A 17,177-nucleotide genomic window follows, 5' to 3' on the forward strand; every position below is an offset into this window, starting at 1 on the left:
TTCACAGAGGACGTTCTCATGCTGGATCGTATTATTGCGCATACGCCACTGGGCCAGGAGTCATTGCTGTTCCGTTCGCTGGAAGGAACTGAAGCCCTTTCCTCACCCTTTGATTTCGCCATCGAACTGCTGAGCAAAAACGCTCGCCTCGATCGCAAGGCCCTGCTCGGTCAACCGCTGACGCTGGAGATCCCGACCCAGGGCTTTCTTGGCCCGCCCCGCTACCTGAACGGCAAGATCACCTCGATCGCCGTCAGCAGCGAAGAGATCAGCGGCACCCGTTATGCAGTGTATAACCTGCACGTGCAGCCGGATCTGTGGCCGATGACCAAGGACCGCAACTTCCGCATCTTCCAGGAACAGACGGTGCCGCAGATCGTCAAGACCCTGCTGACCGAACATAATGTTCAGTTGGAAGACCAACTCACCGGCGACTACCGCCTGTGGGGCTACTGCGTGCAGTACAACGAGAGCAGCTTCAACTTCATCAGCAGGCTGATGGAGCTGGAAGGCATCTATTACTATTTCAAACATGAGATGGGCAAGCACACCCTGGTGCTGGGCGATGCGCCCCACCATCATCAGCCCTATCCCGGCTACGAAATGATCCCTTACCATCTGACGCCGTCTGGCGGCAGTACCAGCGAAGAAGGCATCAGCCAGTGGACCCTGTCCGATCACGTCACGCCGGGCATATACAGCCTCGATGATTACGACTTCCGCAAACCCAACGCCTGGCTGTTTCAGGCCCGTCAGAACCCCGCCTCACCGACGCCGGGCCAGATTGACGTTTACGACTGGCCGGGCCGCTATACCGAGCATCAGCAGGGGGAGTTCTACGCCCGTATCCGTCAGGAAGCCTGGCAGGCCGAGCATCAGCAGATTGAAGGCACCGCTACCGCACTGGGCATCGCCCCCGGCAGCACCTTCACGCTGTATAACGCCCCGCATATCGACGACAACCGGGAATACCTGACGCTACAGGCCAAATATCACCTGAAGGAAAACCGCTACGCCAGCGGCGACGATCAGCACAGCGAACACCGCATCGATTTCACCGTGTTGCCGGCGGATATTCCCTGGCACCCGGCGCAACAGGCCAGTTGGCCAAAAACCCACGGCCCACAGACGGCAAAAGTGGTCGGCCCGGCCGGTGAGTCGATCTGGACCGACAAATACGGCCGCATCAAGGTGAAATTCCACTGGGATCGCTTCGGGCCCAAAGACGACGGCAGCTCCTGCTGGGTGCGCGTGTCCAGCGCCTGGGCTGGTCAGGGTTACGGCGGGGTACAGATCCCGCGCGTCAACGACGAAGTGGTGGTGGACTTTATCAATGGCGATCCGGACCGCCCGATCGTGACCGGGCGCGTGTATAACGACGCCAGCATGCCGCCCTGGGCGCTGCCGGCCGCCGCAACCCAGATGGGCTTTATGAGCCGCACCAAGGATGGCACCGCCGACAACGCCAACGCCCTGCGCTTTGAGGATAAAGCCGGTTCGGAACAGGTGTGGATCCAGGCGGAACGCAACATGGACACCCAGGTGAAGAACGATGAGAGCCATACCGTCGATAAGAACCATACACACCTGGTCGGCGGCAATCAGATGAAACGGGTGGTGCTCAACCAGGCGACCGGGGTTAAAGGCGACGCTTCGTCGCTGACCGGCAAAACGCGCGCCGACAATGTGGTAGACGCCTTCACCCTGGGCTCCGGGGAGTCACTGCGGCTGGAGTGCGGGGAAAGTGTCATTGAGCTGCGGGCCAATGGCCAGATCAATATCACCGGTACCAGCTTTAACATCACGGTCAAAAACGACGGCGAGATCAACACCGGCGGCAAGCTGCAACTCAATCAACCGGGCGGTGCCGCGCGCACTGCCGCCCCTGGGCCGGATCACAAGACGGCAATCCAGGGTGCCGTCGACCAGTTGTTCCCAAAATCCTGACCGCTGAGTTTTTAGTCCTCAACATTTTAGAGAGTACTCATGAATTATCTTTTCCAGGAAGGTCATTTCACCCTGCCCGCCGGCCCTTGGCAGGACTGCACCGTCAATATCCTCAAAAACCCGCAGACCGGCGCTTCTCTGGTGATCACCCGTGGCGCGATCCCGCAGGACAGCACGCTGGAAGACGAATTTGAAAAACAGTGGCAGACGCTGTTGCCGCAGATCACCGATTTGCAGCAGTCACCACGCCAGCGTATCAGCGTTGGGCCAAACAGCCTTATCCGGGCTATCGAAGTCACCAGCAATTTCATCCGCGCCGGACACCACCATCATCAGCATCAGTTAGCGGCACAGCCCGAAGGGAGCCAGACGCTGCTGATCGTGACGTATTCCTCAATGAAGCCTTTCACCAACGAGGATGACCATGAATGGCAGCAGGTGAAAGCCTCGCTGGCATTGACCGGACAGGATGACCGATAACCATGAGCGATATTTGGGCGGCAAGAAAGGATGACGAACTGATCCATACCAGCCCGCTGGCGGACATCGCCAGCGCCGTTGCCGAGGTTGCAGTTTACTCACTGGCGACAGCCGCCGTTGCGGCTGCAGCGGCAGCGGCAGCTCCGGCGCTGGCGGGTGTGGCAGTGTTGGGTGCGGCGGCAACAGCGGCTTCCGGCTGTGTCGGTGCCGGTCTGATCGTCGGCTTCACCGCCAGCCTGACCGGCGTCGGCGAACATATCAGCAACGGCTGTGACACCGTGGCCAACTGGCTGTTTCCCCCGGTGGTCTCCGGCGTGATCCTTACAGGGTCAGCCAATGTGTTCACCAACGCCAAACCGGCCGCACGTGCCGCTGGGCGGTTGCTCACCGCTGATGAGATCAAAGCCCTGCCCGCGCCGCAACCGCCACAAAGTTTTTGGGATTACGGTTCTGAGCTGCTGGCCGCCGGGGGCAATATCATTTCCCAGCTGTGGCAGCCCAGCGTCGCCGGTCCCAGCCTGCCCAGCCAGGCGCTGGAAGAAGACAAGATCGCTTGCGACAAGCACCCCAGCCCGCAATATCTGGCGGAAGGTTCCGGCAAGGTATTCATTAACGGTCAACCGGCCGTGCGCAGTAACGACCGTTCCACCTGTGAAGCCAAGGTCTCGACCGACGTTTCAAAGAACGTCCTGATCGGTGGCGATGCGGTTGTGGTACGGGATATCAAAAGCGGCAAACTGCCGGGCATCGGCCTGGCACTGACCGTGCTGCCATTGCTGCTCGGCAACCCGTCCAAACTGGTCAAGAACCTGCCCTGCATGATTGGCGGCGGGTTGGCGGCGGCAGGGGCCAATGCGCTCGGGGAAGCGATCCATGCCGCATTTAATCCAGTACACGCCGCCACCGGGGCCAAGGTACTGAACGGTGAAGAGGATATCGATCTGTTGCTGTCGGCACGCTTCCCACTGGTCTGGCAGCGCAATTACAACAGCCGCAACCGCTATCAGGGTCTATTCGGTCACGGCTGGCGTACTCAGTTTGAAACCTGGGTCGATCTGGCTGACGACGGCAAAGGCGGTGTCGAATGTTGCCTGCATGATGAAACCGGCCGCGAACTGCGCTTCCCGCTACCCGAGGTGAACAAACCCAGCTTCAATGCCGGTGAAGGTTTAATGTTCCGCAGCGGCGAAGAAGGTCAACTGGTCATCGCCGATACCGATGGCAGCGTGTGGCGACTGTTTGTCCCGCTGCCACAGGAACCCTCTCGCCTGCGGCTAATGTCGCTCAGCGACGAATATGACAACGCGCTACTGTTGAGCTACGACGAACAACAACGCCTGAGCCAGATCAGCGACAGTGCCAACGCCATGACGTTGCAACTGGAATACGCCGATGATCGCTTTGCCGACCGCGTTACGGCACTGTGCCATAACGATGAGACGCGAGTACGTTATTGCTATAACGACACCGGCGATCTCCACCAGGTGGTTGACGCCGGTGGCCTGATTACCCGCGAGTTCCATTATAACGATCATTCTCTGTTGACCCGCCATCAACAGGCGGGCGGCCCCTATTTCGAATATCGCTGGGCGATGTTTGACGACTGGCGGGTGGTGGAACACCGCGATGAAGCCGGTAGCGGCTGCACCATAGATTACGATTTGGCGGCAGGCCTGACCACCGTCACCGAATACGATGGTCTGCAACACAGCCACCGCTGGAACAGCCAGCAGTTGATTACCGAATACACCGACGAACGCGGTGAAGTCTGGCGTTACCAGTGGAACGACGAAGATATGCTGGTCGCGAGCCAGGATCCGTTGGGCCATGGCTGGCAATTTCGCTACGACGAAGCCGGTAACCTGGTCGAAGAACAGGATCCGCTCGGCAATATCCGTCTGACGCAATGGCTGCCACAGCACGCGCTGCCGGTCAGTATCAAAGCACCTAACGGCGCCACTCAGTATTTTTATTACGATCAGCGCCACGCGCTGGTAGCCGACGTCGATGCACTCGGTCACACCCAGCGTTATTTGCGCGATGACTACGGCCAGGTAGTGCAGTCGGTCGACGCCAACGGCGGCATCAGCCATTTCGCCTATGATGAACACGGCCAGTTGATCCGCGCCCGCGATTGCTCCGGTAAACAGACCACCTACAGCTACCTGCCACAAGGCTGGTTAACCGAGGTCACCGACGCCGCCGGTGAGAGCACTCGTTACCATTACGACAGCGCCGGCCGCCTGACACAGTTGCAGCGTGCCGAAGGCTGGCAGGAGAAACTGGGCTGGAACGAACAGGGTCAGTTGGTGCATTACCAGGGGGCCGATGGCCGCCTGACGCACTATCGTTACGACAGCGTCGGTCGCCTGCTGGCGACCCGCAACCCGCTCGATGGCGAAGTGCTGCGCAGCTACGATACTCGTGGTCGGCTGACCGCTCTGCGCAATGAGAACGGCGAGAGCTACGGCTTCCAGTGGACAGCGGCCAATCTGCTGCAGGAAGAGATCGGGCTGGACGGTATCAGCACCCGCTATCGTTATGACGAGTGCCGCCGGGTTATTGAGCGCACCTTTGCAGCCAATACGCCTGCTGCCTTTTCACACTACTTCAGCCATGACGCCGCCGGGCAACTGTTGAACAAGCAGACGCCGGACGGAGAAACCCGCTATCGCTACAATCCGGTCGGCCAGTTACTGCACGCTGCCTTCTATCGCGGCGATGTATGGCGGGATTACCAGTCGGAAGCGGAGAGCGAAGCCAGCTTCAGCTATGACCTGCTGGGTCGGGTGCTCAGTGAGCAAGGTAACCAGGGCACGCTGAACTACGATTACGACCCGATGGGCAACCGCACGCAGATTGCCCTGCCAGACGGCCGTATCCTGCGCTCGCTGTACTACGGCAGTGGCCACCTGCTGCAGGTGGCGTTGGATGACGTTACCATTAGCGAGTTCGAACGTGACAACCTGCACCGTGAGTTGAGCCGCACTCAGGGCCGACTGACCAGCCGACTGCACTACGATCGGCTCGGACGTAAAGATCGCCGGGAGATTTTTAACGACAATCGCCAACGTCCAGCCCCTGCCAGCAGTTCGCGGCAGTGGTTCTACGACTATCAAAATAACCTGACGCGCGAAGAACAGAACGCCAACCCGTTCGCCTATCAGCGTTATCACTATGACGCCGCAGGCCGCCTGCTAAGCCAGGACGGTACCTTGCCGGACACCGAGCGCTACCGCTACGATCCGGCCTCCAACCTGTTGGATGAAGGCCAGTTCCGCCAGCGGCATAACCGCGTGATGCACTATCAAGGTATCGACTACCGTTACGATACCTTTGGCCGCACGGTGGAAAAGCGCAAGGGCCACTACCGCTGGCAATACCGCTACGACGCCGAACACCGTCTCTGCGAAGTGGTACGTTACAGCCTGCACCGCAGCGAACCCCAGCAGCATGTGCAGTTCCGTTACGATCCACTCGGGCGCCGCACGCAAAAACAGGTGTGGCTGCAAAGCCAGGACCTGCGCCAACCAGGCGGTAAGCGCCAGACCACCACCTTCCTATGGGAAGGTTTCCGACTGTTGCAGGAAACCCGCGACGGCATGCCGCTCACCTATGTGTATGCCGATCAGGGAAGCTATGAGCCGCTGGCACGCATTGACGGCGGGCCGCAGGCGCAGGTGTTTTACTTCCACACCGCGCCCAACGGCGAACCGGAAAGCCTGACCGACAGCGACGGCACCCTACGCTGGCAAGGCCACAGCAGCGCCTGGGGCAAAACAAAGTATGAGGAAAATCAGCAGCATTTGGATTACTCCCAAAACCTGCGTCTGCAGGGCCAATACCTGGATCGCGAAACCGGATTGCACTACAATCTGTTCCGTTATTACGACCCGGATATCGGCAGATTTACCCAGCACGACCCGATTGGGCTTGTTGGGGGATTCAATCTATATCAGTATGCGCCGAATCCTTTGGGGTGGGTGGATCCTTGGGGATGGAAACCGCGATGTGCACCAACCAAAGACAACGATCATAATCAGGCTGCTTTTGGTCGACAGTGGCAAGGGCGTGGTATCTATAAAGGACGGGATTCATGGTCAAACACAATGCTAAAAGAAGGTGATATTGTTTATGGTGGCGCTCCTGGGCAGTCAGGTTTCTACTTTGATAAGGCCACATTAAATGCCGCAGGTGGAAGTCGACAGAAACTCTGGGAGAGTTTGCAAGTGCTTCCACATGAAAAATTTGGCTTTAGATCAAAAATACAAGCATATAGAGTTAAAAGAGAAGCTGTAGCTGGAACAGGTAAAGCGCTATCACAGGACCAATCGAGATTCGGTAAGGGGGGAGGAACTCAATATTTTCTCTCGAATTATAAAACTGTACTTGAACCGATTGGAAAACCTTTTGAACTTGGATTTTAAGATGCAAATAAATACCCATAATGGTGAGTTAGAACTAAACAAAATAACTCTAAGTTCGACCACAACTAAAGAAGAGTTAATGATAAAGTCTGTATCTTTTGAAGGGTGGCCAGAGAAATCAGATGGCAGTACAACTTCATACAGAACCATAATAAATTCAAGCAATAAAAAACTAGGTAAAATATATTTAATAATTGATTTTTCCGAACCATTTTCAAAAAATGCTTTACTTTGTAGTTGGCGTTTTGCTCCGGAGAAATTAATGATGGGAGAACAAAGTAAACCTGAGGGTAAAGTTACCAAAAGTCTTCGAGCATGGTTTAAAAGTGAAACCTCAATACAGTTGCCCGTTAGTGGGCCTTGGGGACACATTGACGCTGCCTATGACCCTCATAATTTAACCGGAACCATAGTATGTAACTATCGAAGCAGCTTTCGTGATGAAGGAGAATGGCAACGTTATTGTAGAAGAAACAAAATAACTTACTGAATTAACGGGGACTCTATCTTCGATTGGGTTTTAATCCAAAGTATCTTTTTGGTTTTAGATCGAAGTTGTACGCTGTACCGTAAAGAACCCCTGCCGCCTATACAGATCCGATATAATCCTTTCAGGCTGACGGGATTAACACGCATCAATATATTCCGAAGCAACCTGCGTTGATAAACATAGAGAAAAGCACATTATAAAAATAGATAATCACCCTATCTCATCAATAAGTGTTTGATAAAAAGCATTCGTTAATTCACCCCTAAATTTAAAAACCTGTGGTAGTGCATTTTCTCTGCACTGCACAACCAAACTCACCCTAAAAACCAAAGGAGAGACACCCACCCATAGCCGTTGCAATCACCATTAATATTTAGTTCAAGTTTAATTCCGGGCGTATTAGCAAATACTGTAACTGCCCAGAAGTACCACCTCACTTATTGGCCTTGATGGATATAAATCCGCTTCGCCAATGCAAATTAATCAATTTCAAATAGGTATCAAAATGGCAATTGACTCATTTCTGAAAGTTGACGGGGTTACTGGCGAATCGAATGATTCTAATCACAAAAATTGGACTGATATTCTGTCATTCAACTGGGGGGCGACCCAGTCTGGCAATATGGCCGTAGGCGGTGGCGGCGGGACAGGGAAAGTAAACTTCAAGGATTTGGAGGTGCAGGCACTTATCGATAAATCTACACCGGCCATTCTGAAGTTTTGCTCCAGCGGTAAACATGTAACCAAAGTTGAACTTTCTATCTGCAAGGCCGGGGGGACCCAGGTCGAATATACCAGGATCGTGCTGGAAGATGTCCTGGTCAGTATGGCGGACTTTACCGGTGTTGGGCACACCGACAATATCCTGGTTAAATATCGCTTCCAGGCTTCCAAGGTCAACCTGCATTACTGGGAGCAAAGCGCCAGCGGCACCAAAGGTGCGGAAACCAAAGCCGGTTGGGATATTAAACAGAATAAAGAGATTTAAACGAGGGCAGCACTATGGCAGACCCAACGCTGGCGATAGACAATCTGCTCAACGATCTCTCGGTATACAATGCTGACGAGCTGCGGATAATTATCGCCTTTGTTAATGAGCTGGATAATACAGCGCTCAACCAGTATGAGAATGACTCCGAACGGGCAATCATGTCCAGTTTCGAACGATTGCGCCAGAGCAGTGATGCTCAGCGCAATGGTGAAGTAGATAACACCAACGAGATGGAAATGGGGCTATTGAATCATGGCAACAATACCACTCTGCAAGAAAACTCTGGTTTCTTCCAAAAATATAAAACCTCGTTGCGGGGTTATGGAGGCAACGTCTATAACGACAGGCAAAAGAGTAACTATGATTATGCCGCCAAGGCAGTAGGTGCCGTGGGCGCATTATCGGGCGCGGGTGCTACCTATGCGGCGATTGCCGCCGCTCAGGCAGCAGACACGCTGATGACCAATATCTATGTCCGGTATGCCATGACGACGATCGGCGCGACAGGTATCGTCAGTGCCGGGCTGTTGATGCTCAGAAACACCTTGTCCGAGCGTCAGCAGACGGATAATAAAGACTTGCTGGAAGCAACCAAAAGAACGGCCAAGGCGAGGATCAAGCTGATTGAGTTCGTTAACGAAACGCGGATAAAAATAATCAAGGATGAAGATAAATGCCGCAGTAATGCCGAGCTGTATATGGGCAGACGTTATACGGACCAGGCCAGGGGCAATGCCGATCCCAATCTGGATCGCATTGAAACGCTGTTATTTACCACCCTGAACGAGCGATCCTCGCCGTTACAAGCCAAAATCCTGTTAACCAGTGAGCAGCAGTATGTCTCGGTAATCAGTGATAGCGGCACGACGAACATCTCAAAGGCGCATATGAAGTTAATGTATGAAATCGCCAGTACCTTCTAGCCAATAATATAGGGAACTGAGCCCGGTATTCGCCGGGTTCAGCCCTTTTTCTCTCCCTGACGCCTCGGCATTTCCCCTTCCCTGCACCGCAAACTCAGCCTTTTTTCACCGTCTGGTAAATATCCAGGTCAAAGTAACCATCCACCTCGCAGTCATTAAGGTAGTGCTCATAGCTCACCCCTTCTACTGGCTGATAACCGCTGGCCGGCAATTCCCGCTGATAGAAATCACCCCATACCCGCTCGAAATCCCCGTCGCTGACGCGCACATTGTAAATCGCATATTGCCCGGCGGGCAGGGTTTGTAACGCAACCCCCTCACTGGCCGACGTCGGCAATACGAAATCATCCGCCACGGTGAACACCACATCGGCCCGCAGTCGCTCGGGGGCCACTTCAGCCGGATCGTCCCAATACAACACCAGCCATTTTCCTAATGGCACCTGGTGTTGCTGCTGCCAGGCCATCAGCCGTTGGCAGCCCTGAGGGATGGTTTGTGGATAAGGCCCGACCACGCGCACCCCCACCACTCTTTCCGCTGATTTATCTTCAATTCTTAACGTCATCGCCCTCTCCTCGCACTGATACGGGATACCGTTCAGGCACCGATCTCGGTTCGCACATCCAGCAGTTCCGGGAAGAAGGTCAATTCCAGCGCCTTTTTCAGGAAGCTGACACCGCTGGAACCGCCGGTGCCGGTCTTAAAGCCGATAATCCGCTCCACCGTCTTCATATGGCGGAAACGCCACAGGTGGAAGCTTTCCTCAATATCTACCAGCTTCTCGGCCATTTCATAGGCTTCCCAATACTTTTGCGGGTGATCGTAGATCTCTTTAAACGCCGGCAGCAGGTCCGGGTTACGCTGGTAAGGCTGGGTCCAGTCACGTTCGATGCACTCCTGCGGAATGGGAAGGCCATGACGTGATAGGTAGAGCAGGTATTCATCGTACAGGCTGGGTGCCTCGAGGATCGCCTTCAGCGCGGCGTGTTTATCTGCATCGTTGCTGAACACTGCCAGCATGGCGGCATTCTTGTTGCCCAGCAAAAACTCAATCGAGCGATATTGATGGGATTGGAAGCCCGATGAGTTGCCCAGCACGTCACGGAATTCAACGTATTCCGACGGTGTCAGGGTTTCCAGCACCGCCCACTGCTCAAACAGCAAACGCTGGATCTGTTTAACCCGGGCCAGGATTTTGAAGCAGTGGCTGAGTTTGTCCTGCTGCACCAGCGTCCGCGCCGCCTGCAGCTCATGCAGCATTAACTTCATCCACAGTTCGGAGGTCTGGTGCTGCACCACAAACAGCATCTCATCATGATGCTGCGGGTTGGACAACGGATGTTGGCAGTCCAGCAGTTGATCCAGGCACAGATAGTCGCCGTAGCTCATGCGTTTGGAAAAATCGGTGACAATCGCGCTTTCTAATTCCCGTTTGTTCATCTGTTCTCTCCGCTGCGCTCACGACCGGAAGCGGCGTGTAGCGTGCTGCAAACAGAAAACATAGTACAGAACCCCCAGCCCTGAGGGACTATCAACCAGAGTTGCCACGCAGATCTCAGGCTGGGTAACAGCGCTTTCATTCAATGGTTTTTTCTGCTCATCCCCGCTGCGGTGATCAACGGGAATGAGCCAGGCATTTAATCCTGCGCGGATGAAGATTGGGCGGCAATATAATCCCGCCGCATAACCATAAACGACCGCTCAAAAGTAATCACCGTCTCACCGGTGGATTTGATACCCAGGGTTTCTACCGTGACAATGCCTTTATTCGGCTGGGATTTTGAAGGCCGTTTTGCCAGGATTTTGCTGGTGGCATACAGCGTATCGCCGACAAAAAGCGGATCTTTCAAACGCACTTTTTCCCACCCCAGATTAGCCACCGCTCGGGCAGACAAGGCTTGCACGGTCATGCCGCTAACCAACGCCAGCGTAATGCTGCTGTTCACCAATACGCGGCCATATTCAACCTGAGCGCCATAGGCCTGATCGAAATGCAATGGATGCTGGTTCATGGTCAGCAAGGTTAGCCAGGTGTTGTCGGCTTCGGAAAGCGTGCGCCCCGGCCAGTGTTTGATGGTCATGCCAGGCTCGAAGTCCTCGTAGTCGCCACCGTGTTCTTCAACGTACTCATTTTCGCCAACTCGTCTTAGCATGGTCTCTTCTCTGTGGATGGATAAAGTGCGATCGCGGCGGCCGTGTCTTCAATCGCCAGCCCCACACTGCGAAACAAGGTGGTCTGCCCTTCACCCGCAGCAGACTCGCCAAGAATGACAGCGCCGAGTTCATTAAGATCTTCAGGTTGTAGGTAACCCTGCGTGAGGGCGGTTCGAACCTCCCCCGCATCTGCCTGAGCGGCAACGGCGGTTTCCACCACCACAAACGCCGTTTTCAGCAAGGCCGGATCAACCTCAATAGCCTCTTCATGGGTGCCGCCGATAATATTCAGATGCGCCCCCGGCGTTACCCAACCGGGCTCAATCAAGGGTTGGGAAGATGAGGTTGAGGTGGTGGTGCAGATGATATCCGCCCCCTGCACCGCTTCGAACACGCTATGGCAAACGGCAATCTCTGCCGCCGTCACCGTTCGCGCCCACTGCACGAACAGATCGGTCCGGGCTGGCGTACGGGAAAAAATTCGCACCTTGCGGATCGGGCGTACGGCAAGCATTGCCAGCAGCACGGCCCGGGCCTGTACCCCGGCCCCCAGAATGGCCAGGTTCCCGGCATCGGCATTAGCACACAGGTCGGTTGCCAAACCGGCCACTGCGCCGGTGCGTACTGCCGTTAGGCTTGCGCCATCAAGTAATGCCAGCATCTGACCGGTATTGATGTCGGTCAGCACCACCACACCGTGGATCAGTGGAAGACCATGTGCGGCGTTACCCGGCGTGAGCGTGGTAATTTTGACGCTGGCGACACCGCGTTTCAGCCAACTGGCCGGGCTGACCAGCATCTCTGAACGGCCATGATCCAGTAAGGTGCGCGGCGGCGATTGTTCTTTACCGCTGCGTAAATCCTGGAACACGTCACTCAGGGTCGTCATCACCTGTCGCAGACGATCACCCCCTGCCATTTCAGCGGCGTCGATGATTGGCAGGATCATGAAGCGGCTCTCTTCAGCTCGGCGACAACCTCAACAATCAGGTCTTCCTGTCCGGCAATAATTTGTCGTCGTCCCAGTTCGAAGAAGACATCGCGCGCATCCACCCCGGCGTTGCCGGCATGGTTTAGCACCGGGCTTTTGAAACCGGAAAAAACGCCGGCCAGACCGCTGACGATGCCCAGGGAGTCAATCATTGGCGGAACCACCATTAACTCTCTGGCGGCAAGATCGGCGGCATCAAGAAAATGATACAGATCGATGCCGGTGTTGAAACCCAGGCGCTCCAATACCGGGATCAGCACTTCCAGTTGGGTATTGCCCGCCCCGGCACCGAACCCACGAGCGCAGCCATCAATAATGCCTGCGCCTGCCTGAACGGCGGCCAGCGAATTCGCCACCGCCATGCCCAGGTTGTTATGCGCGTGGAAAATCAGCGTCACCTCTACCTGCATGCGCATGGCCGTAATACGTGCGGTGACATCCTGCGGCAAGAGACTGCCGGCCGAATCCATAATGCCGACCGCCTGCGCGCCGTAACCCACCAATAACTCGGCCTGGTCAGCCAACTCGGCCGGGCTTGCCATATGGCTCATCATCAGCACCGCATGAGCTTCCGCACCCCGCTCCCGCAGCCAGCCCAGATGGCGTTCGGCCAGCGTAGCCTCGGTACAATGGGTACCAATGCGCACCACATCCGTGCCGTAAGCCAGAGCTTTGGACAAGTCGGCAATGGTGCCCCAGCCGGGCAACATAAACACCCCCATCTTGCTGTTTTGCAAAGACTCGCGCACGCTGGTCAGCATCTGTTCGTCACTCAATGCCGCACGGCCCACCTGATAGGAGGAAGCCCCCAGCCCGTTACCGTGGCCGACTTCAACAATCGCAACGCCGGTTTTGTCCGCCGCAGTGGCGTAGCTTCGCAACTGCGCCGCAGTGAGTTGGTGTTTTACCGCATGCTGGCCATCGCGCAGGGTTGAATCGTTAATGAGAATAGTCATTGGCCACCTCCGCTTTATTTCGATAGTGCGCATACTGTTCGGCGACCAGAATGGCAGCGGAATTAATCAGGTCCAGGTTGCCCGCGTATTCAGGCATAACCTTGCTGCTGGCGGTCACCTCCAGCGAGATTGACGCTCGCCCTTCGGTCACCTGGATCGCCGTTAACCTATAGCCCGCCGAAAACTCCCGCACCGCCGCCGCCGCCGCCGTGACCACCGGGGTTATCTGTTCTGCCGTCACGCCGGGGATATCGGCAAAAATAGTGACCCTGAACATGGCCGGTGGCGTTGCCGGGCTAATATTGAGGATCGCCTTGGTATTTGCCACGCCAGTGAAAGCGCTGAGCGCAATCTGAGTAGTTTCTACGTATTCATCGATGTTGACTCGTGTCGCTCGCCCCAAAATATTGCTGGCTACGGTCGCCACTACCTCGATGTCGTTCATTTGAAAATGTCGGCTCAGGGCATGCAGGATGGGGATCGAAGCCTGTCCACCGCAACTGATCAAACTGACATTGCGATCGGTCAGGGCTTCGGTGCCGGTCACCGTGGGGACAATCATTTTCCCCAGGTGGCTGGGGGTCAGGTCGATCAGCAACGTACCCAGAGGGCGAAGCAACTCCCAGTGTTTGACATGTGACATGGCGTTGGTGGCGTCGAACACCACATCGAATGGCTTGGGAGCCGCCAAAATGGCATCGATCCCCCCTGCACTGATCGGGCACCCCAGCTGAGTGGCGGCAACCAAACCGGCTGAGTCCTTGTTGCGCCCTGCCACCAACCCACAATGCAGCCAGGATGAGCGATATATTTTATTGACCAGATCCATACCTATGGCGCCGGTCCCTATCACGGCAACGGAGAGCGTCATGAGTTGCTCCTGTTAAAACGAGCCGCCCAGGCCTGGCCTAATCCCAGGGTGGTATGGGCCATGCGGGCGAAAGGTGGCCCCACCATATGACCATCCAGCAAGGCAATGCCCCCTTGCGCAGCCTTTACCGCCTCGGTGATGCGGCGCGCCGCCAATAACGCGCCCTCGTTAGGCCGTAAAGCTGAATTGATAGGTTCAAGCTCACTGGGGTGAACGGTAGCTTTGCCGTGGAAGCCCAGATCCCGGATGTTCTGGATTTCGTTTGCCAGCACCTCTGGTTCAGAAAGACGATAGTTGGCGGTATCAATGCAACCAATGCCGTGTCTGGCACTGGCCAGAACCATCGCCTGACGCGCCGCCAGCATCCCCGACCAGGTGATCGGCACGCCCAGCGTGGCCGCCAAATCCGCAGAGCCAAAAATCAGGCCATCGGCGACGGCCGCGACGTCATCGAGATCGGTAATGGCTTCAACGGTCTCTATCGTCAGGTAAATCTCCGGGGACTTGCCCGCAGAGGCAAAAGTCTCACGCAGAAAAACCACCTCGGCAGGTGACCTGACCATCGACATGACGATAAACCCCGGCGCGGTGCCGCCGCCACAAAGCATCACCAGGTCATGCAGCGCATCAACCGTACCCAGCGCGTTGATGCGCACGGCAATATTCGCCGATGGAGGGGAATTATCAAGCGCGGTGCGGCAGATGACCCGCCCTTGTGCCTTCGACGGGCCGGGAACCGAGTCTTCCAGATCGATCAGATGGACATCGGCGTCATAAGTCAGCGCCTTGACTACCCGGTTGAGCGACAAGGCAGGCGTATACAGAATGCTGCGTGGAATAGCGCGTGTGTTATCCGTCATTGGGGAGCCCTTACTTCAGCCAGTATTTTGCACAAACGGCGAATTTGATCTTCTGTTTGCCCGGCACGCATCATGACCCGCAGGCCGGCAGTGCCTTTGGCGACGATTGGGAAGAATACCGGTGAGACATAAAAACCGGCTTCAATCACCTGACGCCCTTCGCTGATCACCGTCTCATCGCTCATCGGCACCAGTCGGATCGGGTAGGCGTTGCCGCTCTGCTCGGTCGGGATCAGGGAATCGAACAGCGCGATGTTGTCGTACAGCTTCTTTTGCAGCATCGGCAACTCTGCCGTGCGGTGAATTTCGGCAGAAGCGAGGCTGGCACCGATGGCCGCGGTGTTCAGATTTTGCGAATAGTTGAGTCCGCCGCCAAAGCGCTCGACCAGGCGTAACATCGGTTGTGAATAGCCGTTGAGCAGTATCGCCGCCCCGCTGGTGCCGAAAGCCTTGTTGAGCGTGACCACCATAACGGTGTTCTCATTGAGCGCCGGGCTGTGTGAGCGAACGTAACCGATCCCACGTTCGCCATAGGCGGAAATAGAATGTGAATCATCGTAGAACACCATCAGGCCGTATTTGTCCTGCAGTTCGGCCAACTCTTTAACCGGGGCATAGCCGCCCAGGCTATCGCTGCCGTCAACCACGTAGCAGACCCGCTGGTATTGCTTGCAGCAGTCCTTGATGAACTCCAGATCGTGATAATTGCAGGTGACGACCTCGGTTTCATCGGCACAGGCGGGTTTTGCCGCCGCCAACGACACATGAGCATGTTTATCGAAAATCATTAACGGCCGAACACCGTTGCCCAAATGTCCGGAGGCGATCAGCGGCAGCAGCCCCCCACTGATACTGCTGGCCGACACGCCACTGAGCACATCGGCCTGGAACAGTTCACCGAGCGATTCCTCCAACTCTTTGAGCACCGGGAGCTGAACCCGGCTACGGGCGATGCAGTGATCCAGCACGCCGTAGCGCCGTACCGCGTCGATGGCCCCTTCTATCACCCTGGGATGGGAGTCCAGATTCAGGTAAGAACAGCAGCTAAAATTGACAAATTGATGACCACCCGGGGTGGACAGCAGATCGTTTTCGAGTCCGGCGACGATCCCTGCGAGTCCGTTCTGCTCTGACATATCCCAGAAGGGATTACCAATACCTATAGCTTTGTCGTTGTTGCGATATTGGTTGGTTGGCATGATCTTCTTGCGGCTGGTCATCAAATTCCTTCCTTCTTGGCAGGTTCGGGTTGATAGTTATAAATGCCTTTAAACTTACGGTAGGCGGCCGTGTAGAGCGCGGAATACAAAACATAAGGCCTGCGCAGGATTTTCAGATCCCACAGCCAAAAATTAACGTTGATATTCAGGTCGTCTAACGACTCGGCCTGATGCCACCAGCCCAGTGGCAAATACAGCATTTCACCGGGCTCAAGAATAAAATCGCGACGCTGCGGGGATTTCGCTGCCAGCCGTGGGAAACGCTGTGGGTCAATATTGTTAAAATCAAAGGCCTGCGATTTATCGCCAAATCCCTTTAGGATAGAGCGCGGGTAATAATCCCGTCGGCCGGGTGGGTAAAGGATGAATCGCTTTCTTCCCTGCAGGGCGATATTAAAGTTTTCGAGTTCATCGAAGTGACTTTGGGTAAATACACCGTGGTAACTTATCCATAAATTGGCCGCATTCAGACCACGACGAGAAGCCAGTAGCGAAAACGCATCGAAGCCGAGAAGAGTATTGATATCTTCTGGCCGGTGCATAATATTGGAAACCACCCGGTACCAGGTGCTGTTGTCTCGCTGGTATTCTTCATTTTCCAAAAAACCACGAAGTTGAATTTTCGTGGTCTGCCATCGCTCGGTATTTTCCTTATTACTCGCTTCCCGGAATAATGTGACATTGTCATCACCTAACCGTTGAGCAATAAGGTCATTAGCGCTATTGCTGGTATCAAGCGGTAAATCAGTAATAATCACAGGAACGTCGGCTCGGAAAATAGCCTCCACTCCCATAGCGACAAATTGATTAAAGCTAATACGTGGAACGGGCATACCCGTGGTTAACTGGTTCACGATGGCCGTTTTC

15 protein-coding genes are annotated in these 17,177 nt (G+C 55.4%); 6 read left to right on the forward strand and 9 right to left on the reverse strand.

From position 1 onward, the window contains the following. Positions 1-18 precede the first annotated feature (18 nt). The 6 genes from E5C26_RS15310 (at position 19) to E5C26_RS15335 (ending at position 9,258) form a co-directional block, all read left to right on the forward strand. Positions 19-1,947, forward strand: coding sequence for a type VI secretion system Vgr family protein (locus E5C26_RS15310; RefSeq protein ID WP_135317069.1), 1,929 nt, complete (start codon positions 19-21; stop codon positions 1,945-1,947). A 39-nt stretch (positions 1,948-1,986) separates the two neighbouring features. Then, on the forward strand, positions 1,987-2,427 hold the full coding sequence (locus E5C26_RS15315; protein WP_135317070.1) for a DcrB-related protein: 441 nt from the start codon (positions 1,987-1,989) through the stop codon (positions 2,425-2,427). Between the two features lie 2 nt (positions 2,428-2,429). Beyond that, a complete protein-coding gene (locus tag E5C26_RS15320) occupies positions 2,430-6,854 on the forward strand; it encodes an RHS repeat-associated core domain-containing protein (RefSeq protein WP_135317071.1) in 4,425 nt (1,474 codons plus the stop codon). A 1-nt stretch (position 6,855) separates the two neighbouring features. Next, entirely contained in the window at positions 6,856-7,344 is a 489-nt protein-coding gene (locus E5C26_RS15325; RefSeq protein ID WP_135317072.1) for a hypothetical protein, read from the forward strand. 505 nt (positions 7,345-7,849) lie between these two features. Continuing rightward, on the forward strand, positions 7,850-8,332 hold the full coding sequence (locus tag E5C26_RS15330; protein ID WP_012145741.1) for an Hcp family type VI secretion system effector: 483 nt from the start codon (positions 7,850-7,852) through the stop codon (positions 8,330-8,332). A gap of 14 nt (positions 8,333-8,346) precedes the next feature. Further along, complete coding sequence (locus E5C26_RS15335; protein WP_135317073.1) at positions 8,347-9,258, forward strand: hypothetical protein; 912 nt, start codon at positions 8,347-8,349, stop codon at positions 9,256-9,258. Between the two features lie 94 nt (positions 9,259-9,352). Here the strand turns inward: E5C26_RS15335 and sbmC are convergent, their stop codons facing one another. From sbmC to E5C26_RS15380, 9 genes are all read right to left on the reverse strand, one after another. Next, the gene (sbmC, locus tag E5C26_RS15340; RefSeq protein WP_135317074.1) at positions 9,353-9,823 is read right to left on the reverse strand and encodes a DNA gyrase inhibitor SbmC; all 471 of its coding nucleotides are present in this window, start codon (positions 9,821-9,823) and stop codon (positions 9,353-9,355) included. Between the two features lie 32 nt (positions 9,824-9,855). Further along, positions 9,856-10,698: a tryptophan 2,3-dioxygenase gene (gene kynA, locus E5C26_RS15345; protein WP_135317075.1), complete on the reverse strand. Its 843-nt coding sequence runs from the start codon at positions 10,696-10,698 to the stop codon at positions 9,856-9,858. Positions 10,699-10,895: 197 nt separating this feature from the next. Then, positions 10,896-11,411, reverse strand: a complete 516-nt coding sequence (locus tag E5C26_RS15350; RefSeq protein ID WP_135317076.1) for a MaoC family dehydratase — start codon at positions 11,409-11,411, stop codon at positions 10,896-10,898. After that, a complete protein-coding gene (locus tag E5C26_RS15355) occupies positions 11,405-12,361 on the reverse strand; it encodes an ornithine cyclodeaminase family protein (RefSeq protein WP_135317077.1) in 957 nt (318 codons plus the stop codon). The genes E5C26_RS15350 and E5C26_RS15355 overlap by 7 nt, the downstream gene beginning before the upstream one ends. Then, positions 12,358-13,359, reverse strand: coding sequence for a 4-hydroxy-2-oxovalerate aldolase (dmpG, locus tag E5C26_RS15360; protein ID WP_135317078.1), 1,002 nt, complete (start codon positions 13,357-13,359; stop codon positions 12,358-12,360). Before dmpG ends, E5C26_RS15355 begins: the two co-directional genes overlap by 4 nt. Then, positions 13,343-14,230, reverse strand: coding sequence for an acetaldehyde dehydrogenase (acetylating) (locus E5C26_RS15365; protein ID WP_135317079.1), 888 nt, complete (start codon positions 14,228-14,230; stop codon positions 13,343-13,345). Before E5C26_RS15365 ends, dmpG begins: the two co-directional genes overlap by 17 nt. Then, a complete protein-coding gene (locus E5C26_RS15370) occupies positions 14,227-15,090 on the reverse strand; it encodes an HpcH/HpaI aldolase/citrate lyase family protein (RefSeq protein WP_135317080.1) in 864 nt (287 codons plus the stop codon). The genes E5C26_RS15365 and E5C26_RS15370 overlap by 4 nt, the downstream gene beginning before the upstream one ends. Continuing rightward, on the reverse strand, positions 15,087-16,310 hold the full coding sequence (locus tag E5C26_RS15375; protein WP_135317081.1) for an 8-amino-7-oxononanoate synthase family protein: 1,224 nt from the start codon (positions 16,308-16,310) through the stop codon (positions 15,087-15,089). The genes E5C26_RS15370 and E5C26_RS15375 overlap by 4 nt, the downstream gene beginning before the upstream one ends. Further along, positions 16,310-17,164, reverse strand: coding sequence for a cupin-like domain-containing protein (locus E5C26_RS15380; protein ID WP_206194280.1), 855 nt, complete (start codon positions 17,162-17,164; stop codon positions 16,310-16,312). The genes E5C26_RS15375 and E5C26_RS15380 overlap by 1 nt, the downstream gene beginning before the upstream one ends. Positions 17,165-17,177: the final 13 nt, after the last annotated feature.

It is taken from the genome of Serratia proteamaculans, assembly GCF_004684015.1.
Classification (GTDB): Bacteria; Pseudomonadota; Gammaproteobacteria; order Enterobacterales; family Enterobacteriaceae; genus Serratia; species Serratia proteamaculans_F.

Coding starts and splice junctions, on each gene's coding strand:
- E5C26_RS15310 (WP_135317069.1), top strand. CDS start 19: ATGCTGGATCGTATTATTGCGCATACGCCACTGGGCCAGGAGTCATTG.
- E5C26_RS15315 (WP_135317070.1), top strand. CDS start 1,987: ATGAATTATCTTTTCCAGGAAGGTCATTTCACCCTGCCCGCCGGCCCT.
- E5C26_RS15320 (WP_135317071.1), top strand. CDS start 2,430: ATGAGCGATATTTGGGCGGCAAGAAAGGATGACGAACTGATCCATACC.
- E5C26_RS15325 (WP_135317072.1), top strand. CDS start 6,856: ATGCAAATAAATACCCATAATGGTGAGTTAGAACTAAACAAAATAACT.
- E5C26_RS15330 (WP_012145741.1), top strand. CDS start 7,850: ATGGCAATTGACTCATTTCTGAAAGTTGACGGGGTTACTGGCGAATCG.
- E5C26_RS15335 (WP_135317073.1), top strand. CDS start 8,347: ATGGCAGACCCAACGCTGGCGATAGACAATCTGCTCAACGATCTCTCG.
- sbmC (WP_135317074.1), bottom strand. CDS start 9,823: ATGACGTTAAGAATTGAAGATAAATCAGCGGAAAGAGTGGTGGGGGTG.
- kynA (WP_135317075.1), bottom strand. CDS start 10,698: ATGAACAAACGGGAATTAGAAAGCGCGATTGTCACCGATTTTTCCAAA.
- E5C26_RS15350 (WP_135317076.1), bottom strand. CDS start 11,411: ATGCTAAGACGAGTTGGCGAAAATGAGTACGTTGAAGAACACGGTGGC.
- E5C26_RS15355 (WP_135317077.1), bottom strand. CDS start 12,361: ATGATCCTGCCAATCATCGACGCCGCTGAAATGGCAGGGGGTGATCGT.
- dmpG (WP_135317078.1), bottom strand. CDS start 13,359: ATGACTATTCTCATTAACGATTCAACCCTGCGCGATGGCCAGCATGCG.
- E5C26_RS15365 (WP_135317079.1), bottom strand. CDS start 14,230: ATGACGCTCTCCGTTGCCGTGATAGGGACCGGCGCCATAGGTATGGAT.
- E5C26_RS15370 (WP_135317080.1), bottom strand. CDS start 15,090: ATGACGGATAACACACGCGCTATTCCACGCAGCATTCTGTATACGCCT.
- E5C26_RS15375 (WP_135317081.1), bottom strand. CDS start 16,310: ATGACCAGCCGCAAGAAGATCATGCCAACCAACCAATATCGCAACAAC.